General features: G+C 70.8%; 25 protein-coding genes and 1 pseudogene. 15 read left to right on the top strand and 11 right to left on the bottom strand.

Features of this window, described 5'->3' with window-relative positions; genetic code table 11:
• Positions 1–184 precede the first annotated feature (184 nt).
• The gene (locus N4P33_RS13985; protein ID WP_260826754.1) at positions 185–1,336 is read left to right on the top strand and encodes a GGDEF domain-containing protein; all 1,152 of its coding nucleotides are present in this window, start codon (positions 185–187) and stop codon (positions 1,334–1,336) included.
• Between the two features lie 101 nt (positions 1,337–1,437).
• Positions 1,438–2,976 (top strand): histidine ammonia-lyase, encoded by a 1,539-nt coding sequence (hutH, locus tag N4P33_RS13980; RefSeq protein ID WP_260826758.1) that lies wholly within the window; start codon positions 1,438–1,440, stop codon positions 2,974–2,976.
• A 134-nt stretch (positions 2,977–3,110) separates the two neighbouring features.
• Here the strand turns inward: hutH and N4P33_RS13975 are convergent, their stop codons facing one another.
• Positions 3,111–3,425 (bottom strand): LPXTG cell wall anchor domain-containing protein, encoded by a 315-nt coding sequence (locus N4P33_RS13975; RefSeq protein WP_260826752.1) that lies wholly within the window; start codon positions 3,423–3,425, stop codon positions 3,111–3,113.
• 109 nt (positions 3,426–3,534) lie between these two features.
• On the opposite strand from N4P33_RS13975, the gene N4P33_RS13970 reads away from it, so the two are divergent.
• The 5 genes from N4P33_RS13970 (at position 3,535) to N4P33_RS13950 (ending at position 11,442) form a co-directional block, all read left to right on the top strand.
• Positions 3,535–3,927, top strand: a complete 393-nt coding sequence (locus N4P33_RS13970; protein ID WP_260826750.1) for a hypothetical protein — start codon at positions 3,535–3,537, stop codon at positions 3,925–3,927.
• 253 nt (positions 3,928–4,180) lie between these two features.
• Positions 4,181–5,434: an Ig-like domain-containing protein gene (locus tag N4P33_RS13965; RefSeq protein ID WP_260826749.1), complete on the top strand. Its 1,254-nt coding sequence runs from the start codon at positions 4,181–4,183 to the stop codon at positions 5,432–5,434.
• A 150-nt stretch (positions 5,435–5,584) separates the two neighbouring features.
• Complete coding sequence (locus N4P33_RS13960) at positions 5,585–7,042, top strand: ABC transporter permease (protein ID WP_260826748.1); 1,458 nt, start codon at positions 5,585–5,587, stop codon at positions 7,040–7,042.
• A 173-nt stretch (positions 7,043–7,215) separates the two neighbouring features.
• The gene (locus N4P33_RS13955) at positions 7,216–7,923 is read left to right on the top strand and encodes an ABC transporter ATP-binding protein (protein ID WP_260826747.1); all 708 of its coding nucleotides are present in this window, start codon (positions 7,216–7,218) and stop codon (positions 7,921–7,923) included.
• Between the two features lie 249 nt (positions 7,924–8,172).
• Positions 8,173–11,442 (top strand): S8 family peptidase, encoded by a 3,270-nt coding sequence (locus tag N4P33_RS13950; RefSeq protein WP_399029411.1) that lies wholly within the window; start codon positions 8,173–8,175, stop codon positions 11,440–11,442.
• Between the two features lie 65 nt (positions 11,443–11,507).
• Here N4P33_RS13950 and N4P33_RS13945 read toward each other — a convergent pair.
• Positions 11,508–11,860, bottom strand: a pseudogene (locus N4P33_RS13945) (VOC family protein); the annotation flags it as partial.
• A gap of 128 nt (positions 11,861–11,988) precedes the next feature.
• On the opposite strand from N4P33_RS13945, the gene N4P33_RS13940 reads away from it, so the two are divergent.
• Positions 11,989–12,165, top strand: a complete 177-nt coding sequence (locus N4P33_RS13940; protein ID WP_260826757.1) for an e9imm peptide — start codon at positions 11,989–11,991, stop codon at positions 12,163–12,165.
• 231 nt (positions 12,166–12,396) lie between these two features.
• On the opposite strand, the gene N4P33_RS13935 is transcribed toward N4P33_RS13940, so the two are convergent.
• The gene (locus N4P33_RS13935) at positions 12,397–13,287 is read right to left on the bottom strand and encodes a helix-turn-helix transcriptional regulator (protein ID WP_260826744.1); all 891 of its coding nucleotides are present in this window, start codon (positions 13,285–13,287) and stop codon (positions 12,397–12,399) included.
• Between the two features lie 153 nt (positions 13,288–13,440).
• Between N4P33_RS13935 and N4P33_RS13930 the strand changes: the two genes are divergently transcribed.
• Positions 13,441–14,484 carry an NAD(P)-dependent alcohol dehydrogenase gene (locus tag N4P33_RS13930; protein ID WP_260826742.1) on the top strand — a complete coding sequence of 348 codons (1,044 nt, stop codon included), beginning with the start codon at positions 13,441–13,443 and terminating at the stop codon, positions 14,482–14,484.
• A 230-nt stretch (positions 14,485–14,714) separates the two neighbouring features.
• Here the strand turns inward: N4P33_RS13930 and N4P33_RS13925 are convergent, their stop codons facing one another.
• Together N4P33_RS13925 and N4P33_RS13920 are read right to left on the bottom strand one after the other, a co-directional pair.
• Positions 14,715–15,185 (bottom strand): SRPBCC family protein, encoded by a 471-nt coding sequence (locus N4P33_RS13925; protein ID WP_260826740.1) that lies wholly within the window; start codon positions 15,183–15,185, stop codon positions 14,715–14,717.
• A 78-nt stretch (positions 15,186–15,263) separates the two neighbouring features.
• Positions 15,264–16,382 carry a hypothetical protein gene (locus N4P33_RS13920; RefSeq protein ID WP_260826739.1) on the bottom strand — a complete coding sequence of 373 codons (1,119 nt, stop codon included), beginning with the start codon at positions 16,380–16,382 and terminating at the stop codon, positions 15,264–15,266.
• 126 nt (positions 16,383–16,508) lie between these two features.
• On the opposite strand from N4P33_RS13920, the gene N4P33_RS13915 reads away from it, so the two are divergent.
• Positions 16,509–17,666 carry a cystathionine gamma-synthase gene (locus N4P33_RS13915; protein ID WP_260826738.1) on the top strand — a complete coding sequence of 386 codons (1,158 nt, stop codon included), beginning with the start codon at positions 16,509–16,511 and terminating at the stop codon, positions 17,664–17,666.
• An 18-nt stretch (positions 17,667–17,684) separates the two neighbouring features.
• Here N4P33_RS13915 and N4P33_RS13910 read toward each other — a convergent pair whose 3' ends face one another.
• The 3 genes from N4P33_RS13910 to N4P33_RS13900 form a co-directional block, all read right to left on the bottom strand.
• Positions 17,685–17,936 (bottom strand): hypothetical protein, encoded by a 252-nt coding sequence (locus N4P33_RS13910; protein WP_260826736.1) that lies wholly within the window; start codon positions 17,934–17,936, stop codon positions 17,685–17,687.
• A gap of 16 nt (positions 17,937–17,952) precedes the next feature.
• On the bottom strand, positions 17,953–18,456 hold the full coding sequence (locus tag N4P33_RS13905; protein WP_260826735.1) for a sigma factor-like helix-turn-helix DNA-binding protein: 504 nt from the start codon (positions 18,454–18,456) through the stop codon (positions 17,953–17,955).
• A gap of 220 nt (positions 18,457–18,676) precedes the next feature.
• Positions 18,677–19,183: a MarR family winged helix-turn-helix transcriptional regulator gene (locus N4P33_RS13900; protein ID WP_260826756.1), complete on the bottom strand. Its 507-nt coding sequence runs from the start codon at positions 19,181–19,183 to the stop codon at positions 18,677–18,679.
• Between the two features lie 162 nt (positions 19,184–19,345).
• On the opposite strand from N4P33_RS13900, the gene ilvA reads away from it, so the two are divergent.
• The 3 genes from ilvA to N4P33_RS13885 all read left to right on the top strand — a co-directional run bounded on the left by ilvA (position 19,346) and on the right by N4P33_RS13885 (position 22,654).
• Positions 19,346–20,575, top strand: a complete 1,230-nt coding sequence (gene ilvA / locus N4P33_RS13895) for a threonine ammonia-lyase (RefSeq protein ID WP_260826734.1) — start codon at positions 19,346–19,348, stop codon at positions 20,573–20,575.
• A 199-nt stretch (positions 20,576–20,774) separates the two neighbouring features.
• Entirely contained in the window at positions 20,775–21,806 is a 1,032-nt protein-coding gene (locus N4P33_RS13890; RefSeq protein ID WP_260826732.1) for an ATP-binding cassette domain-containing protein, read from the top strand.
• Complete coding sequence (locus N4P33_RS13885) at positions 21,803–22,654, top strand: ABC transporter permease (protein ID WP_260826731.1); 852 nt, start codon at positions 21,803–21,805, stop codon at positions 22,652–22,654. The genes N4P33_RS13890 and N4P33_RS13885 overlap by 4 nt, the downstream gene beginning before the upstream one ends.
• Before the next feature lie 69 nt (positions 22,655–22,723).
• Here the strand turns inward: N4P33_RS13885 and greA are convergent, their stop codons facing one another.
• A complete protein-coding gene (gene greA, locus N4P33_RS13880) occupies positions 22,724–23,221 on the bottom strand; it encodes a transcription elongation factor GreA (protein WP_260826730.1) in 498 nt (165 codons plus the stop codon).
• Between the two features lie 190 nt (positions 23,222–23,411).
• A complete protein-coding gene (locus tag N4P33_RS13875; RefSeq protein WP_260826728.1) occupies positions 23,412–23,810 on the bottom strand; it encodes a DUF4307 domain-containing protein in 399 nt (132 codons plus the stop codon).
• A 146-nt stretch (positions 23,811–23,956) separates the two neighbouring features.
• Here N4P33_RS13875 and mca point away from each other — a divergent pair, with 146 nt between their 5' ends.
• Both mca and N4P33_RS13865 read left to right on the top strand, forming a co-directional pair.
• On the top strand, positions 23,957–24,838 hold the full coding sequence (gene mca / locus N4P33_RS13870; protein ID WP_260826727.1) for a mycothiol conjugate amidase Mca: 882 nt from the start codon (positions 23,957–23,959) through the stop codon (positions 24,836–24,838).
• The gene (locus N4P33_RS13865; protein ID WP_260826725.1) at positions 24,831–25,091 is read left to right on the top strand and encodes a hypothetical protein; all 261 of its coding nucleotides are present in this window, start codon (positions 24,831–24,833) and stop codon (positions 25,089–25,091) included. The genes mca and N4P33_RS13865 overlap by 8 nt, the downstream gene beginning before the upstream one ends.
• A gap of 57 nt (positions 25,092–25,148) precedes the next feature.
• Here the strand turns inward: N4P33_RS13865 and N4P33_RS13860 are convergent.
• Positions 25,149–26,926: tetratricopeptide repeat protein (locus N4P33_RS13860; RefSeq protein ID WP_260826724.1), on the bottom strand; the 1,778-nt coding region annotated here is incomplete at its 5' end.

The following is a 26,926-nucleotide window of genomic DNA, read 5'->3' as shown; positions in this document are numbered from 1 at the left end:
CAGGCGGCCGGGGCCGTCCATCCCGCGGGCAGGCGTGCCGCAGGGCGGCACGGGTGGGCGCGGACGGTGCCTTGTCAGTGCCGGGCTCCGCGAACGACCCCCGGCCGGCGCCGAGACCCCGCACCCACGACCCTTTCGCCCCTCTTAAGTCCCTTTTCGGAGCAAACCTCCCTAGCCTGGAGGAATGGGTGACGACAGCCGGCTGGCGGCGGTGGTGGCGCTGGCCCAAGGCATGGCCGCCGCGCAGAACGCGCGGGAGGCCTGGAGGGCGGCGGCCGGCGGCGCCCGTCGTGCGCTCGGCGGGAGCTTCGCCGCGCTGTCGGTGTGGGAGCGGGAGCTCGGCCGGCTGCGGGTCCTGGTGAACGTCGGTGTGCTGGCCGAGGGGGAGGAGGAGTTCCCGGAGGACGAGTCGTACCCGGTGCATCAGTTCGCCGAGATCACCGAGTTCCTGCACGAGCGCTGGGCCGGCGGCGGCGAGCCGGACGCCTGGGTGGAGACCGCCGAGGGCGCTGCGGCGGGGCGGCCCGGGTACTGCCATCAGCGGGTGGCAGCCCTACGGCGCCGGGGCCGCGGCTGCTGTGTCGTCGCCCCGATCGTGCTGCACGGAAGGGCGTGGGGCGAGCTGTACGTGGCCCGGCCGGTCGGCGCGCCCGTCTTCGGGCGGAGCGACGCCGATTTCGCGACCGTCCTCGCGGCCGTCGTCGCCGCCGGGATCGCACAGACCGAGCGGCTGGAGGAGGCGAGGCGGCTGGCGTACACCGACGCGCTGACGGGGCTGGCCAATCGACGGGCGGTGGACGCGCGGCTGGACGAGGCGATCGAGCGGCACCGGGCCGACGGGGCCGTCGTGAGTCTCGTCGTATGTGATCTCAATGGGCTGAAGCGGGTGAACGACACGCTCGGGCATGCCGTCGGTGACCGGCTGCTGGAGCGGTTCGGGATGCTCCTGTCGCTGTGCGGCGCCACGCTGCCCGGCGCGCTCGCGGCGCGGCTCGGCGGGGATGAGTTCTGTCTGCTGGCGGTGGGGCCGTCGGCGGACGAGGTCGTCAAGGCGGCCGACCAGGTGTGCCGCCGGGCCGTCGAGCTGGCGCTCGGGGACGGCGTGGCCTGCGGGGTCGCGTCCACGGGCGATCCGATCGGGCCGGTGCGCTCGGCCCGGCGGTTGTTCCGCCTGGCCGACGCGGCGCAGTACCGGGCCAAGGCCGAGCGGTCGGCTCATCCGGTCGTGGCCGGGCGGGAGGGGCCGGACGATCCCGTCGTGCGGCTCGCGGACGAGCCCGCGGGGGAGACGGAGGACGGGGAGCGGCGGCGGTTCCGGGGACGGCATGCGCCGTAGTCGTCACGTCGACGGCCGGCCTGGACTCGATCGGTAAGGGGTGAACCCCGCACCCAGTGGTGACATTATCGAATTCACTGCGTACGCTCCTGAATATGGATATGCACACTGTGGTGGTGGGGACGTCCGGCGTGACCGCGTCCGACGTGCTCGCCGTGGCGCGTGGCGGTGCCCGCATCGAGCTGTCGGCGGAGGCTGTGGCGGCCCTTGCGGCCTCCCGGGAGATCGTGGACGCCCTGGCGGCCAAGCCGGACCCCGTCTACGGGGTGAGCACCGGCTTCGGTGCGCTGGCGACCCGGCACATCAGTCCCGAGCTGCGCGCTCAGCTGCAGCGCAACATCGTCCGCTCGCACGCCGCCGGCATGGGGCCCCGCGTGGAGCGCGAGGTCGTCCGCGCCCTGATGTTCCTGCGGCTGAAGACCGTCTGCTCCGGGCACACCGGCGTCCGGCCCGAGGTCGCCCAGACCATGGCCGACGTGCTGAACGCCGGGATCACCCCCGTCGTCCACGAATACGGCTCCCTCGGCTGCTCCGGCGACCTCGCCCCGCTGTCCCACTGCGCCCTGACGCTGATGGGCGAGGGCGAGGCCGAGGGCCCGGACGGCAGCGTGCGGCCCGCCGGTGAACTGCTCGCCGAGCACGGGATCCGGCCCGTCGAACTACGCGAGAAGGAGGGCCTCGCCCTCCTCAACGGCACCGACGGCATGCTCGGCATGCTGGTCATGGCCCTCGCCGACCTGGACACCCTGTACAAGTCCGCCGACGTCACCGCCGCCCTCAGCCTCGAGGCGCTGCTCGGCACCGACAAAGTGCTCGCCCCCGAACTGCACGCCATCCGCCCGCACCCCGGTCAGGCCGCCAGCGCCGCCAACATGCTGGCCGTACTGAAGGGTTCGGGGCTGACGGGGCATCACCAGGACGACGCCCCCCGGGTCCAGGACGCCTATTCCGTGCGCTGCGCCCCGCAGGTCGCGGGCGCCGGACGCGACACCATGGCGCACGCGCGCACGGTCGCCGAGCGGGAGCTGGCGTCGGCCGTCGACAATCCGGTGGTGCTGCCGGACGGCCGCGTGGAGTCCAACGGCAACTTCCATGGTGCGCCGGTGGCGTACGTGCTGGACTTCCTCGCCATCGCCGCCGCCGACCTCGCCTCCATCGCCGAGCGCCGCACCGACCGGCTGCTGGACAAGAACCGCAGCCACGGGCTGCCGCCGTTCCTCGCCGACGACGCCGGTGTCGACTCCGGGCTGATGATCGCCCAGTACACGCAGGCGGCGCTGGTGAGCGAGCTGAAGCGGCTCGCCGTACCGGCGTCGGCGGACTCCATCCCGTCCTCCGCGATGCAGGAGGACCACGTGTCCATGGGCTGGTCGGCGGCGCGCAAGCTGCGCACGGCCGTCGACAACCTCGCCCGCGTCATCGCGGTGGAGCTGTACGCGGCCACGCGCGCCGTGGAGTTGCGCGAGGGCCTCACCCCCGCGCCCGCGACGCGGGCCGTCATCGACGCCGTACGTCAGGCGGGGGTCGGCGGTCCCGGCCCTGACCGCTATCTCGCGCCCGATCTCGCCGCCGCGGAGGCCTTCGTGCGCGAGGGACGCCTGATCGCGGCCGTGGAGACGGTCACCGGGCCGCTGCGCTGAGCCGGTGAGCCGGAGCAGGTGGGTCGAGCCGGGGCCTCGCGGATACGTCCGTGGGGCCCCGGCGGCGTTCGGCGGCGTTCGCCCGCGACCGGAGACCGTCGGCGGGCGGCGTCCTGCCGCGCCCCGTAAGCGAGTTACGCCCCGAGCCGTTCCCTGCGTACCGAGTACGTGACGAAGCCCGCGCCGAGGGCGAGGAAGCCCGTGCCGGCGAGGATGTACGGGGTGCTGTCGAAGCTGCCGGTGTCGGCGAGGCGCACGTCCTCACCGGTGCCGTCGAGCGACGCGGACGTCGCTCGCGCCTGCTCGGTGACCTGCGGGGACGGGGTTGCCGTGGCCGACTCTCTCGCCGCGGAGTCCGAGGTCGCGTTGGCGGACGGGACGAACCACAGGGCGCAGAGCAGGGTGCCCGCGGCGGTGGCGGTCAGCAACGGACGGACAGCGGATGACACGGAATATCGATCCCCTTGTGGCGCTGGCGAATTGGCCGTGTGGGGCGATGTTAGTGAAAGGCGCGGGTCACAGGAAAGTCACGGGAGCCCTCGGCCGTACGCTCCGGGCATGAGCACTCCAGAGACATCAGGGTTTGTACGGATTCGCGTCGAAGTCGTCCTCGAAGTCGGCGACGAGGACGCGGTGACCAGGGCGGCGCTGCGCAGGATCGCCGAGGACGAGGCCATGCCGGACGCGGAGCGGACGCACGCGGAGAGCGCTGTGACGGAGGACACGGCGGAGGCCCTCGCCTATCTCGTCGACCCGTTCAGCCTGGTCGGCGAGGTACCGGGCGTGGAGCTCCAGCAGGCCTCCTGGAGCAGCGAGCGGATCGACTACGACCCGGATTCGCCCGAGTGGGACCTCGACGAGGATGATGACGACGGCTACGGAGCCGACGAGAGCCGAGGAGGCGACGACGGTTACGAAGCCGACGAGGACGACGAGCGGGCGGTTGGCTGACGCGGCTTGGGGAAATCGTGACCCCGGGCGGCAACCGCCGCCCGGCTCACGGCGTCTCAAGCGGCGCACGGACCGACATCCTCACCGTCCGCCGCCGTGGACGTGGTGAGCCCCACATCCACCGGCCATGGGGAACGGGATCAAACGGTCGTAGCGTTGAAAGTTATTGCGGGGTCTTCTCGGATCCGGGCTTGCTCGGGTCGGGAGGGCCCGCGGGGGACCTGGGGAATCGGCAACGATGGAGAAGCGTGTGATGACGGACGGTAAGCGGCGCAGGGGTCTGATGGCCGCGTCCGCTCTGCTCGGCGGAGTGCTGGTGCTCTCGGCCTGCTCCGGCGGCGACGACAAGAGCTCCGGCGACGGGGGGAACGACGACACCTCGCAGGCTCAGGTCGACGAGGCCGCCGCGAAGAAGACCTCCGAGGCGCAGATCAAGATCACGCCGAAGGACGGTTCGACCAACGCCTCCATCAACAACGCCGCCGCCGTCACTGTGACCAAGGGCACACTCACCGAGGTGAAGATGACCACCGCCGACGGCACCGCCGTCGCCGGTGAGATATCCGCCGACAAGAAGAGCTGGAAGCCCACCGCCCAGCTGGAGCGCGCCACCACCTACAAGCTGTCGGTCACCGCCGAGGACTCCGAGGGCCGCGCCGCCCACGAGAACGCCTCGTTCACCACGGTCTCCCCGGCCAACAGCTTCATCGGCACCTTCACCCCGGACGACGGCACCACCGTCGGCGTCGGCATGCCGGTGTCGATCAACTTCGACAAGGCGATCACCAACAAGGCCGCCGTCCAGAAGGGGATCACCGTCTCCACCACCAGCGGCCAGGAAGTCGCCTGCCACTGGTTCAACGCCAACCGCATGGACTGCCGCCCCGAGAACTACTGGCAGGAGGGCTCCACCGTCACCCTCAAGCTGGCGCTCGACGGCGTCGAGGGCGCCGAGGGGGTCTACGGCGTCCAGCAGAAGACGGTCACCTTCAAGATCGGCCGCAACCAGGTCTCGTACGTCGACGCCAAGACCAAGCAGATGAAGGTCACGCAGGACGGCAAGACCGTGCGCACCATCCCGATCTCCGCCGGCTCGCCCGAGAACAAGACGTACGAGGGCCAGATGGTGATCTCCGAGAAGTTCAAGGAGACCCGGATGAACGGCGCGACGGTCGGCTTCACCGACGACGACGGCGAGGGCGAGTACGACATCAAGGACGTGCCGCACGCCATGCGCCTGAGCACCTCCGGCACCTTCATCCACGGCAACTACTGGGGCGCCAAGTCCATCTTCGGCAGCGCCAACACCAGCCACGGCTGCGTGGGCCTGCAGGACGTGAAGGGCGCCAACGACCCGAACACGCCGGGTGCCTGGTTCTACGACAACTCGATCGTCGGTGACGTGGTCGTCGTGCAGAACACCGGCGACAAGACCATCGCCCCGGACAACGGCCTCAACGGCTGGAACATGAGCTGGGAGCAGTGGAAGGCGGGCTCGGCGGTCTGACGCCCACGCCCTTCGCCTGCGGTCGATGCCGCCGTCCGCCCTTCGGGGGCGGGCGGCGGCATCGGCGTTCTCAGGGGGCCGACGGGCGTTCTCATGGGTCTCTTATGGCGGGCTTACCTCTTCATCACGCGCCGTCCCTAGCGTGCGGCCATGTTCTTCACCTATCTCAGACGCGAGTTGCGCCGCCGCAGAAAGGCGGCCCTCGTCGTCGCCTCCGGCCTCGCGCTCGGCATCGCGCTGGTCATCATCGTCACCTCGGTCTCCTCCGGCATGGGCAAGGCCCAGGAGAAGGTCCTGCAGTCGCTGTACGGGCTCGGCACGGACATGACGGTCACCAAGGCCGCGGAGTCCACACAGACCGCCGAGCGGCCCCGCTTCCGCTTCGACGCCCGGGAGGACGGCTCCGAGGAGGAGCAGAGCAGCGACCGGGTCATGGTGCAGGGCTTCCAGACCCTGGCGAGCTCGACCGTCGGCAAGGTGGCCGGGCAGGACGGGGTCGCCGACGCGGTGGGCGGGCTGAGCCTGCACGTGCTGAAGGTCAGCGGGCAGTTCACGCGGGGTCAGGTCAAGGGCGGTGAGGGCGGACAGAGTGGCCCGGGTGCGGCACAGCCCGCGCCGCAGGACCGGGTCCAGGGCGGCGGCGCCGACTTCGACGTCAACAGCTACTCCGTCTACGGCACGGACGTCACCGAGCCCGCGCTCGGTCCGCTGACCTCCTCCGAGATCACCAGCGGACGTACGTTCAGGGCGAGCGAGACCGACGCGAAGGTGGCCGTCGCCGACTCCGCGTACGCCAAGGAGAAGAAGCTCGAAGTCGGCTCCACGGTCACCGTCAAGGGCACCAAGTACAAGGTCATCGGCATCGCCACCGCCTCCAGCGGCGACGCGGCCGCCAACCTCTACGTCCCGCTGAAGCAGGCGCAGACCCTCGCCGACGCGAAGGACAAGGTCACCACCATCTACGTCAAGGCGACCGACTCCCAGCGGATCGACTCCGTCAAGTCGGCCATCCAGAAGAACATCTCCGGTACGACGGTGACGACCTCCGCGGATCTCGCGGACACGGTCTCCGGCTCCCTGTCCACGGCGTCCTCGCTGGCCGCCAACGTCGGCACGTGGCTGTCCGTCGCGGTGCTGGTGGCGGCATTCCTGGTGGCCGGTCTGCTGACGTCGTCGGCCGTCTCGCGCCGGGTACGCGAGTTCGGCACGCTCAAGGCGCTGGGCTGGAAGTCGGGGCGGGTGACCCGGCAGGTGGTCGGCGAGGCGATGGTGAACGGGCTGCTCGGCGGTGCGCTGGGCATCGGGTTGGGGCTGGCGGGGGCGTACGCCGTGACGGCCATCAGCCCGACGCTGGAAGCACAGTTGGGCGGCGGTGGCGGCACCGGCGCCCCGGGTGCGGGCGGCCCTGGCGGCGGGGCCGTGCTGATGGGCCCGGGCCGGGAGGCCGCCGCGAAGACCCTCGACGTCGCCCTCACAGCCCCCGTGAGCCTCACGACGGTGGCACTGGCGGTAGCCCTGGCGGTGACGGGCGGCCTGATCGCAGGCGCGTTCGGAGGCTGGCGCGCATCAAGACTCCGCCCGGCGGACGCACTGCGCCGGGTCGAGTGACTGAGGTCGGCTGCGGCTTGGCCGGGGATGCAGCTGGCGGGACTGCACCTCCCAAGGGGCGCGGGGCTGTGCTGAATCTGCGGCTACCGCCGCGTGGGCGCGACCAGCCCCCACCCACCCGCAGCCGACCACGACGACCGCACCACCCCGAACCTCACCCAGGAGCCTGCACCATGTACGAACTCAGAAACCTCACCAAGCGCTACACCCGAGGCAGGGAAACCATCGGCGCCCTGGACGGAGTCACCCTCACCATCCCCGAAGGCGACCGCCTGGTCATCCAGGGCCCCACCGGCGGCGGCAAATCCACCCTCCTCCAGATGCTCGGCGGCCTCGATCGCCCCACCTCCGGCGAAGTCGTCCTGGACGGCACCGACCTGGCCACACTCCCCGAGGCCCGCCTGACAAGAGTCCGCAGCGAAAGCATCGGCTTCGTGTTCCAGTCCTTCAACCTGATCCCCACCCTCACGGCCCAGGAGAACGTGGAGACCGCCCTCGTCCCCCTCGGCGTCAAGGCCAAGGAGCGGCGCGAGAAGGCCGCCGAAGCCCTCGCCTCCGTCGGCCTCGGCGAACGCCGCACCCACCTCCCCGGCGAGATGTCCGGCGGCCAGCAGCAACGCGTCGCCATAGCCCGCGCCCTGGTCAAAGAACCGAAGGTGCTGCTCGCCGACGAACCCACCGGAAACCTCGACGAGTCGATGCGCGACGAGATCATGGACCTGCTGATCCGCCGCTGGAAGGAACTCGGCCTGACCTTCATCATGGTCACCCACGACTCGGCGATCGCGAAGCGCGCCCCACGTGTGGCGACGATCCGCAAGGGCCGCATCACGGTGAAGGAGAACAACGCGGCCGAGGACTCCAACCCGGCGGTTCTGTAACGGAGTTCCGGCGATCACATCACAGTCGTCCGTCGACTCGACGACGTTGTCCACAGCCCTTGAGGCGCTTGATCACCCCTCGGCATACTGCGTGATCCGGGGGGTGCGCGCATGCGTACGAGACCACCCCCGGCCGGGTGACGGGGACTTCGCCCGGCGACTTCGCTAGGGGGATACGTGCGCAGACACGTCAGACGAGCATGCGCGGCCACGGTCGCCACGGCCGCGGCCGTGGCGCTCGCGGCAGGCATGACGGGCCCGGCGTCGGCGAACGACTCGGCGGACGCTCCGACGGACGCTCCGACGAACGGGCAACGGACAGCCGCCGCCTCGAAGCTGGGCGCCAAGCACCGCATCACACTGATCACCGGCGACCGCGTGGCCGTGGACGCCAAGGGCCGCGTCGTCGGCCTGGACCGTGCCGAGGGCCGCGACCGCATACCGGTCCAGGTCCGCAAGGTCGGCGGTCACACGTACGTGCTGCCCGCGGACGTGGCCCGCCTGGTCGCGACCGGCAAGCTCGACCAGCGGCTCTTCGACATCACCGAACTCGCCAAGGCCACCACCCGCGGCGCCCACAAGCGGGGCCTGAAGGTCATCGTCGGCTACCAGGGCAGCGCGACGTCCGCCAAGGCCGACGTCCGGGACGCGGGCACGCTGCGTCGCACCCTGAAGACCCTCAACGCCGACGCCGTGCAGACCTCGCACGAGGACGCGCCCGAGCTGTGGGACGCGGTCACCAACGGGGACCGCACCGCCTCCGGCATCGCCCATGTGTGGCTGGACGGGGTCCGCAAGGCCAGCCTCGACACGTCCGTCGGCCAGATCGGCGCGCCCACGGCCTGGAAGGCCGGCTACGACGGCAAGGGCGTCAAGATCGCCGTACTCGACACCGGCGTGGACGCGACGCACCCCGACCTGAAGAACCAGGTCCTCGACGCCAAGAACTTCACCTCCGCACCCACCACCGGCGACAAGGTCGGCCACGGCACGCACGTCGCCGCGACCGCGGCCGGTACGGGCGCCAAGTCGGGCGGGAAGTACAAGGGCGTGGCGCCGGGCGCGAAGATCCTCAACGGCAAGGTGCTCGACGACTCCGGCTTCGGCGACGACTCCGGCATCCTGGCCGGCATGGAGTGGGCGGTCGCGCAGGGCGCCGATGTCGTCAACATGAGCCTGGGCGGCGGTGACACGCCCGAGGTGGACCCGCTGGAGGCGGCGGTCAACAAGCTGTCCGCCGACAAGGGCGTCCTGTTCGCGATCGCGGCGGGCAACTCCGGGCCCGAGTCGATCGGTTCGCCGGGCAGCGCGGACGCCGCGCTCACCGTCGGTGCCGTCGACGGCAAGGACAAGCTCGCCGACTTCTCCTCCACCGGCCCGCGTCTCGGCGACGGCGCCATCAAGCCGGACGTCACCGCGCCGGGTGTGGACATCACGGCCGCCTCCGCGAAGGGCAACGACATCGCGAAGGAGGTCGGCGAGAAGCCGGCCGGCTACATGACCATCTCCGGTACGTCGATGGCGACCCCGCATGTCGCGGGCGCCGCGGCGATCCTGAAGCAGCAGCACCCCACGTGGACGTACGCGGAGCTGAAGGCCGCGCTCACCGCGTCCACGAAGGGCGGGAAGTACACGCCGTTCGAGCAGGGTTCGGGCCGGATCCAGGTGGACAAGGCGATCAAGCAGACGGTGATCGCCGACCCGGTCTCGCTGAGCTTCGGCGTCCAGCAGTGGCCGCACACCGACGACAAGCCGGTCACCAAGGAGCTCACCTACCGCAACCTCGGCACCAAGGACGTCACCCTCAAGCTGACGTCGACCGCCACCGACCCGAAGGGCAAGCCCGCCCCGGCCGGCTTCTACAAGCTCGGCGCGACGACCGTGAAGGTCCCGGCCGGTGGCAAGGCCACGGTCGACCTCACCGTCAACACCAAGCTCGGCGGCAAGCTCGACGGCGCGTACTCGGCGTACGTGACCGCCACGGGCGGGGGCCAGAGCGTACGTACCGCCGCCGCCGTACAGCGGGAGGTGGAGTCGTACGACGTGACCGTCCAGCACATCGGGCAGGACGGCCGCCCGGCCGGCTTCTACGTCACCGACCTGTTCGGCTACGCGGGCCTCGGTGCCGGGCGCGGACTCCAGGTTCCGGTCACGGACACGGGAACCAGCACCCTCCGCGTCCCCAAGGGCACGTATCTGATGGACTCCTGGATCATCAAGGACCCCAAGACATTCGAGGGGGGCCTCGACTGGACGGTCCAGCCGAAGCTGAGCGTCACGAAGAAGACGTCGCTGACGATCGACGCGCGGAAGACCAAGGCCGCGGACATCACCGTGCCGGACGCGCAGGCCAAGGCGCACTCCGCGACGGTCGGCTACCTGTACGACACGGCGGACGCCGGCATGGCCGTCGGGATCAGCGCCGAGTCCTTCGCCGATCTGCGGATGGCCCACCTGGGTCCGGAGGTCAGCGGCCTTCAGCAGACCTGGAGCGGCCAGTGGACCAAGGGCGCCGACGCCGAGTACGACGTGGCGACCACCGCCCGGGTGAAGAAGATCCAGGCGGACAAGTCCCGGCACTTCACGGCGGGCGAGCTCGCCACGGTGAAGCACAGCCTGGGTACCCCGACCGCGGGCAAGACGGGTGCGGTCACCGCGGTGGGCCTGTTCCCCGAGGACATCGCGCTGAACGACAGCATCGAGCAGAAGCTGCCCGGCACGCGGACGCAGTACCTGTCGACCTCGGACAAGATCCAGTGGGCCTTCGACTTCGAGCAGTACGCGGGCCACGACGAGGACGGCTTCCCGATAGCGGACGCTGGCTACTCGCAGGTGGACCCGCAGACCCTCAAGCCGGACAAGAAGTACGCCAAGACCTTCAACACGGCGGTCTTCGGCCCCCGCCTGAACGCCGGGTTCGGCCTGTTCCGGGAGGGCAACAGCATCTACGGCATGCTCCCGCTGTTCGCCGACGGGAAGGGCAACGCGGGCTCGTCGCTGTTCACCTCGGTGAACACGACCCTCTACCGCAACGGCAAGAAGGTCGGCTCCAACACCGACCCGCTGTTCGGTGACGGCGAGTTCAAGGTGCCGTCGGGTGACGCGGAGTACAGGCTCACCTCCTCGGTGAAGCGCAGCGTCAAGGTGGCCGCGGCCTCCACGCGCATCGACGCGAGCTGGACGTTCCACTCGAAGAAGACCGCCGACCTCACCCAACTCCCGGCCTCCACGGCCCGCTTCCAGGCGACCACGGACCTGACCAGCAGGGTCCCGGCCGACAAGAAGACCACCTTCCCGGTCACGGTCGAGGGCGCCGCCCAGGGCAAGAACCTCAAGTCCTTCTCGGTCTACGTCTCCTACGACTACGGCAAGACCTGGAAGAAGACGGAAGTGAAGAAGGGCAAGATCACCATCAAGAACCCGGCCAAGGGCAAGGCGATCTCGTTCCACGCCAAGATCACCGACAAGAAGAACAACAAGTCGACGATCTCGATCTACAACGCGTACTACGGCAAGTAGCCCCGGCGCTTGACGGACGGCCCGCCCGGAGCTCCGCTTCCGGGCGGGCCGTTGCCGTGCCGCCGTCAGGAGGGGGCGAGGACGCAGAACTCGTGGGCGTCCGGGTCGGTGAGACACGTCCATGAGACGTCGCCCTGGCCGAGGTCGAGGCCGCGGGCACCGAGAGCGCGCAAGCGGGTGACCTCAGCTTCCCTGTCGGTGCCGGGAGAGGGGAGCAGATCGACGTGCACGCGGTCCGGCGTGGTCTTAGGCCCGGGCGTGCGAATGAATTCCAGGTACGGCCCGACGCCCTTGGGGACCGGAACCGGGCGTGGTCGTCGGTCACCTCGTGCAGCGTCCAGTCCAGCACCGCGCCCCAGAAACGCGCCATGGCCCGCGGATCCGCACAGTCGACCACGATCGCGGCGATCGGGCCGGTGTAAGGTTGTCGACGGGCCCGTGCTGCTCCTGACCGACCGCGCCTGGGTGCCGTTCGTCGAGGCGCTCAAGGGATAGCAAGTGGCTGGCTTGAGTCGGGCGGATGCCGTCGCGCTCGTGGAGCGTGTCATGCAAGCGGGCGATGCCTCGGATGATGAGGTGGACGGCTGGCTGGACAGGCTCGGTGAGGTGCTGGCGTGCCCGGCGGGTTACGTCGGTGACTTGATCTTCTGGCCGCCGGAGCGGGAGCTTTCGGCGGATGAGGTGGTCGATCAGGCGCTGGCGTACCGGGCGATCGCTCTGTGAGGCCGGAGACCGGTGGGCCCGTGGCGGTCCGAGTAGGGCGTCGTATGACCGCAGCCGTGCCTGCCCTGATCACTGCTGTTGTCGGGGTTCTCGGGACACTCTTTGCGCCTGTGCTCAGTCAGCGGCTCATGGCTCGGCAGCGGGCGGAGGAGGGGCGGCATGCCGAGGCCCGGCTGGGCGCCATGCGCCGGTTGATGCGGGAGGACCTCGGCGTGGAGAGGTGACGGGGTCTCAGTCCTGGCGGAGCGTGCTGGAGGGGGCTTCCGGGTGTCTGGCGTCCGCTGCCCAACTGCCCAGCAGGCGCAGGGCCTCCGCCGACGGGCTGCCCGGTTCGGCGTGGTAGGTGATCAGCGCCTGGTCGGGGTCGTCGGGGAGGTGGAAGGTCTCGTAGGCGAGGGTGAGTTCGCCGACCAGGGGGTGGCGCATGCGCTTGGTGCCGTGGCCCTTCTCCTTGACGTCGTGCGTGGCCCACAGGCGGCGGAACTCCTCGCTTTTCATGGAGAGTTCGCCGACCAGCGTCGACATCTGCGGGTCGTCCGGGTAGCGGCCCGCGTCCATGCGCAGGAAGCTGACGATGTCGGACGCCTTCTGGTCCCAGTCGACGTAGCGCTCGCGGTACTCGGGGTTCAGGAAGACCAGCCGCGCCCAGTTCCGCTCCTGCGGCGGCAGCTCGCCCCAGTCGCCGAAGAGGGCCGCGGCCATGCGGTTCCAGGCGAGGATGTCCGAGCGCCGGCCCGAGACGTACGCCGGGACGGTCTCGATCGAGTCCAGCAGCTGCAGCAGGCCCACCCGCACCTGCTGCGGTCGCGCCGTCTGCTTCCTCTTGCGCCGGACCGGCTTCACCAGGTGCATCAGGTGCGCGTGCTCCGCGTCGGACAGCCGTAGCGCGCGGGCGATCGAGTCCAGGACCTCCGTCGAGACGTTCCGCCCGTTGCCCTGCTCCAGGCGCGTGTAGTACGCCACGGACATCCCGGCGAGCTGCGCAAGCTCCTCGCGGCGCAGGCCGGGCACGCGGCGGTGCCGTCCGTACGACGGCAGGCCGACGTCCTCCGGCTTCAGCCGGGCCCTGCGGCTGCGCAGGAACTCGCTCAGCTCGGCACGCCGGTCCAGCTGTCCATCCATGACCTCCAGTATTCCCGGTCGTACGTCCATGAGCCTGACCCCGCCAGTGGTAGGCACGGCAGGCGTAGGAAGAGCTGTGGTCTGGGTGGGCGTCGGCTCCGGCGGCAGGCTGGGGGCATCCCATTCCGCTGTCCAGAAACCGGAGAACCCGGCATGACCACCGTTGCCGCATACGCCGCACCCGCCGCCAAGGCTCCGCTGGAGCGCACCACCATCGAGCGGCGGGCCGTCGGCGAGCACGACGTTCTGATCGACATCAAGTTCGCCGGAATTTGTCATTCCGACATTCATCAGGCCCGTGAGGGCTGGGGCGAGGCCATCTTCCCGATGGTCCCGGGCCACGAGATCGCCGGGATCGTCTCCGAGGTCGGTCCCGGGGTCACCAAGTTCGCCGTCGGCGACCGCGTGGGCGTCGGCTGCATGGTCGACTCCTGCCGGGAGTGCGAGAACTGCCTGGCCGGCGAGGAGCAGTACTGCACCGGCACCGGCATGGTCGGCACGTACAACGCCGTCGGCAAGGACGGCGAGCCCACCTATGGCGGCTACTCGCAGAAGATCGTCGTCGACGAGAACTACGTCCTGCGCATCCCCGACGGCCTCTCGCTGGACGTGGCCGCGCCGCTGCTGTGCGCCGGCATCACCACCTACTCGCCGCTGAAGCACTGGAACGCCGGCCCCGGCAAGAAGGTCGCCGTCCTCGGCATGGGCGGTCTCGGGCACATGGCCGTCAAGCTCGCGCACGCCCTCGGCGCCGAGGTGACCGTCCTGTCGCAGTCGCTGCGCAAGAAGGACGACGGGCTGAAGCTGGGCGCCGACCACTACTACGCCACCAGCGACCCGGCCACCTTCGAGCAGCTCGCGGGCACCTTCGACCTGATCGTCTCCACGGTGTCGGCCCCGCTCGACTTTGGCGCCTACCTGGGGCTGCTGCGAAAGGACGGAGCGCTGGTGAATGTCGGCGCCCCCGAGGAGCCGGTCTCCCTCAACCTGTTCGCGCTGCTCGGTGGCCGTAAGACCCTGGCCGGTTCGATGATCGGCGGCATCCGCGAGACCCAGGAGATGCTCGACTTCTGCGCCGCGCACGGCATCGGCGCCGAGATCGAACTCATCGGCGCCGCCGAGATCAACGACGCCTACGAGCGGGTCCTGAACAGCGACGTCCGCTACCGCTTCGTGATCGACACGGCCACCATCTGAGGCCCGCTTCCCCGTTCCGCTCACCTCGCGATGTGCCGCGTCCCGGCATTGCGGCGGGACGGCGAGCGCCGCACCCCGCGCTCGCCGCACGCGACACGAGCGGGACGGGGAGAAGCAGCCGCGACACCCCCGTCCCGGTCACCGGCGGTACGGGCACCCTCGGCGGTGAGGAGACGTGGGGCCGAGAGACACCGGGGCGGCGGGTCCGTCCGCGAGGGCTGCCCGCCCGTTCAGGCGGATCCGGTACCGCCCCGCTCGACCGACGTCGCCACGTCGTCCAGGTCCTTGGCTATCGTCTTGCGCACCGCGCCCCTGCCCAGCCCGGCGAGCAGTCTGGCCAGCAGACCCTGGCGGCCGGTCGGCTCGCCCGTGAACGTCATCCGGACCGTCGTCGCGGCAGGGCCGTCCGCGCGCAGGTCCCACTCCGAGACGTAGTGCATGCCGTGGGACTCGGCCTCCACCACGTATCGCTCGGCCGGGGTGCAGGCGGTCACCCACATCTCCTCGGTGGCCTCCTTGCCGAACATGCGCCGGGTCTCGCGCCAGCGCGTCCCGACGTCGAAGGGCCCCTCGGTGAGCACCTCGACCTTCGTGACGCCCTTGAGCACCCGCTCCATGCCCTGGAGGTCCGTCAGGGCGTCCCACACACGGTCCCGGGGCGCCGCGATCCGCCGCTCCACCGCGACGCTGCTGCTGGTCATGGAATCCATGAAAGCACCGCCCACTGACAACGGCCCGGCCGTGGGCTCGGGCCGCCCCGGGATCCGGCGTCGCCCGCGTCAGTGCGGCAGCGTCGCCGGGCTGCCGCCGTTGGCCTCGTAGCCCGCCACCGCCAGCGCCCGGTACACCGCGAACTCGGCGGCGGGGTCGGGGGACAGGGTCCACGGGAGGGCGCCGACATGGCCGTCGATGTGTATCAGCTGGCTCATCGCCTCGGCCCAGCGCTCACCGCGCACCAGGAAGAAGACCAGCATGTGCCGGACATGCGCCAGCGTCGGGTCGTCGGGGCGGGCCGAGTGCACCGCGTGCAGCGCGCCGTGGACCGCCTTGGTGACGACCTCGCTCTGGTAGAAGCCGCTGACCAGGTTCACCTCGGGCAGATGCTCGAACACCGCGAACAGCGGCATGGCGGCCAGCAGCGAACCCTGGGGCGCCCGCGCCGCCGCGGCCTCCGCGAACGAGTACGCCAGGTCCCGCGAGCCGTGCCACTTCTCGCACCAGTAGTGCAGCGCCGCCAGATGCGCCCCCATGTGGTTCGGCGCGCGGTCCAGGATCTTCAGCCACAGCTGCTCGAAGTCCTTCTGGTAGTAGGCGAGCCCGCGCGCCACCGACAGCTCGACGATGTACGGAATGGGGTCACCCGGCGCCAGCAGCGCCGCCTCACTGCACGCCGCCTTCGCCTCCTCCATGATGATCCGGAACTCGTCCGTGCCGGGCGCCGCCGTACGCCACGCCTGCTGCACCAGGAACTCGGCGTGCACCGCCGCTCCGCCCGCGTCCTTGGGAGCCTCGGCCCGCCACACACGCAGCCACTGACCGCCCGGCGCGTCGCTCACCCCGCCCGGCCGCTGCTGCAGCTCCAGCGAGGCGGCACCGGCGAAGGACTGCACGCGCTGCCAGCGCAGCTCGCCCTCCGCCTCCGTGCCCGCCAGCAGCTGCTGGGCCGCACGGTAGTCCTGGGTGCGCTGCACCACGTCCAGCACGTCCAGCAGGTCCTGGTCCGGGCCGGGCAGGCGTATGTCCAGCTCCTCCGTGGGAGCGAAGCCGTAGTTCGCGGGGTCCGCCGCGTCCGGATGGTCCGGCGTGACCAGGCCGACCGCGCCACGCCGGCGCCGCAGGACGGGGAGCAGCACGAAGCTCAGCATGACCAGCGCGATCAGGACCCACAGAATCTCCATGCCTCAAGCGAACCAGACCGCGCCGACAATTGGCCAACCTGGGTGCCGTGCCTGTGGAAAACCCGGCTCGGGAGCAGTCCGGGCGTCCCGGGCGCTCGCCGCGTCGGCGCACTACGCTCGGGTCCCATGAGCGACAGGCACATCAGTCAGCACTTCGAGACGCTCGCGATCCACGCGGGCAACACCGCCGACCCCCTGACGGGCGCGGTCGTCCCGCCGATCTACCAGGTGTCCACCTACAAGCAGGACGGTGTCGGCGGCCTGCGCGGCGGCTACGAGTACAGCCGCAGCGCCAACCCCACCCGCACCGCGCTGGAGGAGAACCTCGCCGCCCTGGAGGGCGGTCGCCGCGGCCTCGCGTTCGCGTCCGGACTGGCGGCCGAGGACTGCCTGTTGCGTACGCTCCTCAGCCCCGGCGACCACGTGGTGATCCCCAACGACGCCTACGGCGGCACGTTCCGTCTGTTCGCGAAGGTCGTCGCCCGCTGGGGCGTGGAGTGGTCGGTCGCCGACACCTCCGACCCCGCCGCCGTACGGGCCGCCATCACCCCGAAGACCAAGGTCGTCTGGGTGGAGACCCCGTCCAACCCGCTGCTCGGCATCACCGACATCGCCGCCGTCGCCCAGGTCGCCCGGGACGCGGGCGCCCGCCTCGTCGTCGACAACACCTTCGCCACGCCGTATCTGCAGCAGCCGCTGTCGCTCGGCGCGGACGTCGTCGTGCACTCCCTGACCAAGTACATGGGCGGCCACTCCGACGTGGTCGGCGGCGCGCTGATCACGGCGGACGCGGAGCTGGGCGAGGAGCTGGCCTTCCACCAGAACGCGATGGGCGCGGTCGCCGGGCCGTTCGACTCCTGGCTGGTGCTGCGCGGCACCAAGACCCTGTCGGTGCGCATGGACCGGCACAGCGAGAACGCGACCAAGATCGCCGACATGCTCACCCGGCACGCGCGCGTGACGAGCGTGCTGTACCCGGGGCTGCCGGAGCACCCCGGTCACGAGGTCGCCGCCAAGCAGATGCGGTCCTTCGGCGGCATGGTCTCCTTCCGCGTGGAGGGCGGCGAGGAGGCGGCCGTCGAGGTGTGCAACCGGGCGCGGATCTTCACGCTCGGCGAGTCCCTGGGCGGCGTCGAGTCGCTGATCGAGCACCCCGGCCGGATGACGCACGCGTCCGCGGCGGGCTCGGCGCTCGAGGTCCCGGCCGACCTGGTGCGGCTGTCCGTGGGCATCGAGAACGTCGACGACCTGCTCGAAGACCTTCAGCAGGCGCTCGGGAAGTAACCCCGGCAAAGGCCGGGCTCACCAGCCCGTCAGGGGTGGAGTCGTCTCCGACGGCGGCTCCACCCACGGCTGTACGTTCACCGCCCACACCGTGAACGCCACCGCCGCCGCGAACAGCAGCAGCCACATCACCCGGCGGGCGAACCTCCTGCGGCGCAGCATGCGGGTGCCGCGCCGGACCGCGTCCGCGTGCAGTTCGGGCGGCACGGGAGGCGACGCCGGCTGCTCCAGCAGCCGCCGCACCATCTCCTCACGGCTGACCCGGCTCATGTCCGCCTCCGTCGCCTCATGAGGGCACCGCCTTGACGCCCCCGACCGCCGGGGCCGGTCCGCGCGGCGGGCGCAGGGCGGCGGTGATCGCGCGCAGGCAGATGGCCCGCACGCGGTCGGCGGACAGACCGAGCAGGGCCGCTGTCTGCTCCTCGGCGACACCCTCGTAGAGCCGCAGCACCAGGACGAGACGCTCCTGCGGGCTGAGCCGCGCGAGCGGGCTCGCCGGATCGGGCCGGGAGCGGAGCAGGCCACCGGGCTGGTGCCAGGCGCCGTGCGCGAAGCGGGTGGCCAGATACTGGCGGGCGCGGTCGTAGGGGTCCTCGCCGCGCAGCCGGTCCCAGCAGGCGTACGTCTGTGCCAGCGCGTGGGTGAGCAGGCGCCGTGCGCGCGGGTTGTCGTCCGGTGCCTCCGCCGTGAGCAGTGTGGCGGCGTGCAGCAGCCGCCCACCCGCACCCGCGACGAACGCCTCGAACTCGCGGGCCCGGCGGACGTCCTGGGACACAACCCCGTGTCGCACCAGCGCCTCCCGCCCAAGGGGACCTGTCTCATATGAGGCCAGCCCCGCCCCCAGGGTCAAGGGCCGCGCGCATCCGGAGTGGGGGTGCCTCACATCGAGGTGCCGGGGGAGGGGAGACACCTTGCGCGTGTGTGCAGGTGGCTACCTCGCGCCGGTGTCGTCGTCACCGCGTCGCCGAGCCCTCGCGAGCGCCCCCGTCCCCGTAGACGTCCCTCCCCGCTCAGGAATCCTGCTGTGTCTCCGCCGCCGGAACCCCCTGCATCGACATCCGGGCCGACAGCGCGCTGTTGAAGCGCGTGAGCAGCGTGCAGAAGGACTCGCGTTCCTCCGGGGTCCAGTCGTGCGTGAGTTCGGCCATCAGCCGGCGGCGGGAGGAGCGGACCTCGTCCAGGCGGGCCCGGCCGCGCGGGGACAGCTGGAGGACGACCGCGCGCCCGTCCTCCGGGTGCGAGGTGCGCTTGACCAGGCCGCTGTCCACCAGCGGAGCGACCTGCCGGGTGACCGTGGAGGAGTCGATGCCCATGCTCGCGGCGAGTGCCTTGACGCCCATCGGGCCTTCGTTGTCGAGGCGGTTGAGCAGCAGGTAGGCGGCGCGGTCCATGGAGTTGCGCACCTGGCCGACCCCGCCGAGCCGGGTCTGCTCGGCACGGCGGGCGAACAACGCCACCTCGTGCTGCAGCGTGTCGAGAAGACCGCTGTCACCGACGCTCGACATGTCCATCGACATTTCAGGTGTTGTGGGCATGGCCGGGGGCTCACTTCGTGGAGGGCTGCTAATTGGGGGACAGGGTACGCGGCCGGACGGCAGGCCGTACCGGCGCTGCGCAAAGCGGCGTCCGCGGGCTGGTCACACCGGTCGCCGCCGTTCGTGAACTGCGATGCTGGAGTCATGAGCTACGGCACGGCTGACTCCTTGCGGACCGTCACTCTCGACGATGTGCGCGGCGCCCAGAAGATGCTCTCGGGCGTGGCGCGGGTGACGGCACTGGAGGGCAGCAGGCACCTGTCCCAGCTGGTGGGCGCCCCCGTGCACCTGAAGTGCGAGAACCTCCAGCGCACCGGCTCGTTCAAGCTGCGCGGCGCCTACGTACGGATCGCCGGGCTGCTGCCCGAGGAGCGCGCCGCCGGCGTCGTCGCGGCGAGCGCCGGCAATCACGCGCAGGGGGTGGCGCTGGCGTCGTCGCTGCTCGGTGTGCGCTCGACGGTGTTCATGCCGAAGGGAGCCCCGCTGCCGAAGATCAGCGCCACCCGGGAGTACGGCGCCGAGGTGCGCCTGCACGGTCAGGTGGTCGACGAGACGCTCGCCGCCGCGAAGGAGTACGCGTACGAGACGGGCGCGGTGTTCATCCACCCCTTCGACCACCCGGACATCATCGCGGGCCAGGGCACGGTGGGCCTGGAGATCCTGGAGCAGTGCCCGGAGGTGCGCACGATCGTCGTGGGCGTCGGCGGCGGCGGGCTGGCCGCCGGGATCGCGGTGGCCGTGAAGGCGCTGCGGCCCGAGGTGCGGATCATCGGGGTGCAGGCGGAGGGAGCGGCGGCGTATCCGCCGTCGCTTGCGGCCGGGCACCCGGTGTCGGTGCGCCATCCGTCGACGATGGCCGACGGCATCAAGGTGGGGCGGCCGGGGGATGTTCCCTTCGGGATCGTCGGCGCGCTGGTGGACGAGGTGCGCACGGTCAGCGAGGACGAGCTGTCCGCGGCGCTGCTGCTGTGCCTGGAGCGGGCCAAGCTGGTCGTGGAACCGGCGGGGGCGAGCCCGGTCGCGGCGCTGCTGAGCCGGCCCGGTGCCTTCGAGGGGCCGGTGGTGGCGGTGCTGTCCGGGGGGAACGTGGACCCGGTGCTGATGGAGCGGGTGCTGCGGCACGGTATGGCCGCGCAGGGCCGCTACCTGGCGGTTCGGCTGCGTCTGACGGACCGGCCGGGTGCGCTCGCGACGCTTCTCGGGGCGTTGTCAGTGGTCGACGCTAACGTCCTCGACGTGAGCCATGTGCGGACCGATCCACGGCTCGGGCTCACGGAGGCGGAGGTCGAGCTGCACCTGGAGACGAAGGGCCCGGCACACTGCACCGAGGTCAACCAGGCCCTGCGCGACGCGGGCTACACGGTCATCGACTGACGGACAGAAGCCGAGCGTCACTCGTTCGAGTAAATGCATTGAGGGACGCGATACATCGCGTTATGGTGTGTCGTGTGCCGCCTCCCGTGAAGCTCGCACCACCTCGCGTACGACCTCTCGCGCCGCCGATAAATCAACGGCGGAGCGCAGCGCACATACCTAGGCTTTCCGAAGAATCCCCGACGACGTGGAGACTCATATGCCAGGCGCCATCTATGCCGAAGGTCTGGTCAAGACCTTCGGAGACGTAAAGGCACTGGACGGCGTCGACCTCGATGTCCCCGAGGGCACCGTCCTGGGCCTGCTCGGGCCGAACGGCGCGGGCAAGACCACCACGGTCCGCTGTCTGACCACCCTGCTGCGACCCGACAGCGGCAAGGCCGTCGTCGCCGGTATCGACGTGCTGAAGCAGCCCGACGCCGTCCGGCGCTCCATCGGCCTGTCCGGCCAGTTCGCGGCGGTCGACGAATACCTGACCGGCCGGGAGAACCTGCAGATGGTCGGCCAGCTCTACCAGATGAAGGCGAAGGCGGCCCGCGCCCGCGCGGACGAGCTGCTGGAGCAGTTCCATCTCGCCGACGCCGCCGACCGCCCCGCCAAGACCTACTCCGGAGGCATGCGCCGCCGCCTCGACCTCGCCGCGGCCCTGGTGGTCTCCCCGCCGGTGATGTTCATGGACGAGCCGACGACCGGCCTCGACCCGCGCAACCGCCAGCAGCTGTGGGAAGTGATCAAGCAGCTCGTCTCGGGCGGTACGACCCTGCTGCTGACCACGCAGTACCTGGAGGAGGCCGACCACCTCGCGCACGACATCGCTGTCGTCGACCACGGCAAGGTCATCGCCCAGGGCACCTCCGACCAGCTCAAGGCCCGCACCGGCGGCGAGCGCGTCGAGGTCGTGGTGCACGAGCGGGAGCACATCGCGGCCGCCGCCGATCTGCTCGACAAGTACAGCCTGCGCGGCCTCGGCAAGGGCGACACCACCGTCGAGGACCACATGCGCAAGATCACCACCCCCGTGTCCGGCGGCGCCAAGCTGCTGGCCGAGATCATCCGCGATCTCGACGCCCGCGGCATCGAGATCGACGACATCGGCCTGCGCCGGCCCACCCTCGACGACGTCTTCCTGTCCCTCACCGGCCATGTCGCCGAGGCCAAGGACGAGGACAACGGCCAGCAGGGCGCGCAGGACGCCAGAGGACACCGTCAGAAGAAGGAGGCCGCGAAGTGAGTGCCGTCACCGACGCCGTGCGGGTCACGGCACCGGGCAATCCCCTCAGCCAGTCGATCAGAGACTCGCTGGTCGTCGCCAAGCGCAATCTGATCCGCATGGCCCGGATCCCCGAGATGCTCATCTTCGGTCTGATCCAGCCGGTCATGTTCGTGGTGCTGTTCACCTATGTCTTCGGCGGCTCGATCCAGGTCGGCTCGTCCACCTCCACACAGGCCTACCGCGAGTTCCTGATGGCGGGCATCTTCGCCCAGACCGTCACGTTCGCCACGGCGGGCGCGGGCGCCGGCATCGCCGACGACATGCACAAGGGCCTCATCGACCGCTTCCGCTCCCTGCCCATGGCACGCGGCGCGGTGCTGACCGGGCGCACCCTCGCCGACCTGGTGCAGACGGCACTCACGCTGCTCGTCCTCGCGGTGGTCGCGCTGCTGGTCGGCTGGCGCACCCACGAGAATTTCGGCAAGGTGCTCGCCGGATTCGGTCTGCTCCTGCTGCTCGGATACGCCTTCTCCTGGATCGGCGCGCTCATCGGCCTCACCGTCCGCACCCCGGAGGCGGCGACCTCGGGCGGCCTGATCTGGCTGTTCCCGCTGACGTTCATCTCCAACGCGTTCGTGGACGCGAACCAGATGCCGACGTTCCTGCGCCACATCGCCGAGTGGAACCCGTTCAGCGCCACCGTGCAGGCGTGCCGCGAGCTGTTCGGCAACCTGCCACCGGGCTTCCAGACGTCCGACGCCTGGCCCATGCAGCACCCGGTGCTGGCCTCGCTGATCTGGTCGATCGTGATCCTGGTGTTCTTCAGAACGCTGGCGGTGCGCAAGTACCGTTCCGCGACCGCATGACGAGACCCCCGGCACCGCCGCGGAGGCGCGGCACGCCGGGGGCCCTGACTGGGGGTCCGTGAGGCCGGGTCAGCTGTTGTACGGCTCGGCCTTGAGGATCTTCACGGTCGCCTTCTTCCCGTTCGGAAGCTCGTACTCGGCGTCCTCACCGACCTTGTGGCCGATCACGCCGGTGCCGAGCGGGGACTGCGGCGAGTAGGTCTCGATCTCGGCGCTCGCGTACTCGCGCGAGGCGAGCAGGAAGGTCAGCGTGTCGTCCTCGTCGCCGTCGAAGGCGATCGTCACGACCATGCCGGGCGCCACGGCGCCGTCGGCCGCCGGCGGCTCGCCGACCTGGGCGTTCTCGAGAAGCTGGGTGAGCTGGCGCACACGGAGCTCCTGCTTGCCCTGCTCCTCCTTGGCCGCGTGGTACCCGCCGTTCTCACGCAGGTCGCCCTCCTCGCGCGCGGCGGCGATCTTGGCGGCGATCTCCGTGCGCGCGGGACCAGTAAGGTACTCAAGCTCGTCCTTGAGCTTGTTGTACGCCTCCTGGGTCAGCCAGGTGACGTTCTCGCTGGTCTGGGTCACAGGTGCTCCTCGTAGGTACTGGGAATACAAAGCATCGCCCTACCCAGAAGGATGTGCCTCCACGGATGGGCGAAACCACGAGCCTAACAATTCAGTTCCCCAAGGGGGAGGACATAAGCCACCGGACTCTTGTCGTCGCAGGTCAGAGGATGCGTAATCCTCGCGACACTCGGCCGCGACCGGCGACGGATCAGTCCGCGTGGCAGCCGAGCAGCTCGGCCGTGGTGCCGGGAGAGGTGGTGCGGAGCGTGACGACCTTGTCGATACGGGTGGCGTCCCCGTCGAAGCGGAAGTCGGCCCGGCCCACCTCGGCGCCGTTCTCCGCCTGGGAGCGCACCGTGCAGTATCCGGCGACCCCGGCGTCCTTGTGGACCTCAAGATGCACCCGCACCGCGTCCTCGCCGGCGTCGAAGCTGATCAACTCCGCGCTGATCTCGTTCTGGGCGACGTAGTGATAGCCGAACCAGCCGACCAGGCCCAGCAGCAGCGTCCCGAGCACGGCGCCCACGATCTTGAGCGTGCGGTCGGCGCGCTCGTCCGAGGAACGGCCGTAACGGCCCTCGGGCAGTCGCGTACGCGCCGTACTCATGATCGTCTCCTTGGGGCCGGGCTCCGGAATTATTCCGCCCCCGATTCGGTCACTATAGAAGCCGCCGAAGGCGCCCCCGCACACAGGGCGCCCACCGACGAATGCGCCGCCGCACATCGGGCGCCTACCGACTTGAGGATTGAGTCTTGACTGACCAGCTGCGACTGATGGCCGTGCACGCCCACCCGGACGACGAGTCCAGCAAGGGCGCGGCCACCATGGCGAAGTACGTGTCCGAGGGGGTGGACGTGCTGGTCGTGACCTGCACGGGCGGGGAGCGCGGCTCCATCCTCAACCCCAAGCTGCAGGGGGACCCGTACATCGAGGAGAACATCCACGAGGTACGCAGGAAGGAGATGGACGAGGCCCGGGAGATCCTCGGCGTCAAGCAGGAGTGGCTCGGCTTCGTCGACTCCGGGCTGCCCGAGGGCGACCCGCTGCCGCCGCTGCCGGAGGGCTGCTTCGCCCTGGAGGACGTCGACAAGGCGGCCGGCGAGCTGGTGCGCAAGATCCGCTCCTTCCGCCCGCAGGTGATCACCACCTACGACGAGAACGGCGGCTACCCCCACCCCGACCACATCATGACCCACAAGATCACGATGGTGGCGTTCGAGGGCGCGGCCGACACCGCGAAGTACCCGGAGGACGAGTACGGCCCGGCCTTCCAGCCGCTGAAGCTGTACTACAACCAGGGCTTCAACCGCCCCCGCACCGAGGCGCTGCACCAGGCGCTGCTGGACCGCGGCCTGGAGTCGCCGTACGGGGACTGGCTCAAGCGCTGGGACGAGTTCGAGCGCAAGGAGCGCACGCTGACCACGCACGTCCCGTGCGCCGACTTCTTCGAGATCCGCGACAAGGCACTGATCGCGCACGCCACGCAGATCGACCCCGACGGCGGCTGGTTCCGGGTGCCGATGGAGATCCAGAAGGAGGTCTGGCCGACGGAGGAGTACGAGCTGGCGAAGTCGCTCGTCGATACCTCCCTCCCCGAGGACGACCTCTTCGCGGGCATCCGGGACAATGCCTGACATGAGCGCAAGCGCAAGCCTGGCACTGACCCACCTGGTCCCCCTCGCCAAGGAGATCGACGAGGACAAGGTCACCCCCGGCGTCCTCGGCTTCATCGTCTTCGCGGTGATGGCCCTGGCGGTGTGGGGCCTGATGAAGTCCATGAACCGGCACATGAACCGGGTCGACTTCCAGGAGACCCCGGCCCCCGAGGCGGGCGAGGACGCCACGAAGGCGACGGCCTCCGGCGGTCCCGAGAAGAAGCAGAGCTGAGCCCCACGGCCCCGTAGCCCTCCCGGACGCCCTGGACGCCCAGTACGCCCCGGAGGGCTACGCCTTCGACCCCACCGCCACCCCCATCACCTCGCGGGCGTGGCGGCTCGGGACCATGCCCAGGCGCCAGGCCTGCCAGCCCGCCTCCAAGGTGACGCCGCGCTCCAGGAGGAGCTGGTAGGCCTCCACGTAGTCGTCGAGCTTCTCGTCGCGCGTGGGGTGCCCGGAGCGGCTCAGCTGGGCGAGCTCCTCCTGCGCCACCGCCGTGCCGACCTCCACGCCGCCGGGTGCCGCGTACGGCAGCAGCGTGCAGCGCAGGAAGTGCGCCCAGTCCTCGCCGCGCCGGTCGCCGTAGGAGGCGAACAGCGTCACCGCCTCGTCGCACAGCGCCAGCGCCGCTTGCGTACGGGCGTTGCCCGCGTCCACCACCGCCAGCTCCAGACACGTCCACGCCTCGCCGTGGGCGACGCCGATGCGCCGGAAGTCGGCGCGCGCGTCGACGAGGAGCTGCCGGGCGAAACCGGAGTTGCGCAGCGAGCCCGTCTGCGCCGCCCGCTGGTCGCGGGTGGCCCGCGCCGAGTGGTGCCGGGCGCAGGCCAGACCGTAGACGTCGCGCATACGGGAGAACATCGTGCGGGAGCGTTCCAGCTCGCGCACCGCGCGGTCCAGGTCGCCGGTCTCCTCCAGCGCCTGGCCGAGGTAGTACAGCGTCCACGCCTCGCCGCGCGCGTCCTCGTTGTCGCGGTGCCGGGCCGCCGCGCCGCGCAGCTCCTCCACGGCCTCGGAGGCGTCACCGTCCACCAGCCGGGCCCGGGCCAGCTGGGTCAGCGCCCACGCCTCGCCGCGGCCGTCGCGGGTACGGCCGTACAGGTCGAGGGCGGTGCGCAGCTCGGTGTCGGCGCGCGGCACGTCGCCCAGCCGCAGATACAGCTGGCCGAGCTGGAAGTGCGCCCACGCCTGGCCGTGCACGGACTCGCCCGCGCGGTGCAGCACCAGCGACTCGGTGAGCAGGTCCAGCGCCTCGCCCAGCCGGGCCCGGTCGCGTTCCACCGCGGCCAGCGCGTGCATCGTCCACGCCCGGTCCGTGGCCAGCTCCGGCGCGGACTGCAGGTCCAGCGCCTCCCGCAGTTTCGCCGACGCCTCCGTCAGATTGCCCTGGTGGTGCAGGGTGATCCCGAGCGAGGTCAGCGCGCGGGCCGCCCCCGCGTCGTGATGCGCCTCCCGGTACAGGTCCACCACCGACGTCAGCGTGGTCCGCGCCTTGTCCAGCTCGCCCAGCTGGCGCGCGGCGATCCCGGTGCGCCACTGCACCGACCGCACCAGCAGCCCCTCGTCCACGGCCTGCGCCAGCTCGTTGATCTCGCCCAGCCGGTACAGGTCGCCGCGCAGCAGGCAGTAGTCGCACAGCGCGCCCAGCAGATTGAGCACCGCGCCCTGGTCGACGCCCTCCGCGTGCCGGAGCGCGGCCGTGATGAAGCTCGACTCGTCGTCCAGCCAGCGCAGCGCCTCGTCCAGCGAGGTGAAGCCGTAACTGCCGAAGCGGTCGGAGCGGGTGGACATGTTGCCGTCGACCAGCCGCAGCACCGAGTCGGCCAGCTCGGCGTAGTTCACGATCAGCCGCTCCTGCGCTGCCGCGCGCTCGCCCGGGTCCTCCTCGTCGAGCAGCCGGGCCAGGGCGAACGCGCGCACCAGGTCGTGCAGCCGGTAACGGCCCTGGCGCACCTGCGCGATCAGGCCCGCGCGGGCCAGCATCTGGAGGTGCCGGGTCGCCTCCGCCTCGTCGGTGGCGAGCAGCGCCGCCGCGGCCGCGGGGCCCAGCGAGGCCCGGCCCGCCA

It is taken from the genome of Streptomyces sp. 15-116A, assembly GCF_025290915.1.
Classification (GTDB): Bacteria; Actinomycetota; Actinomycetes; order Streptomycetales; family Streptomycetaceae; genus Streptomyces.
The sequence above is the reverse complement of the archived record's forward strand: the minus strand, read 5'-3'. Positions and strand labels throughout refer to the sequence as shown.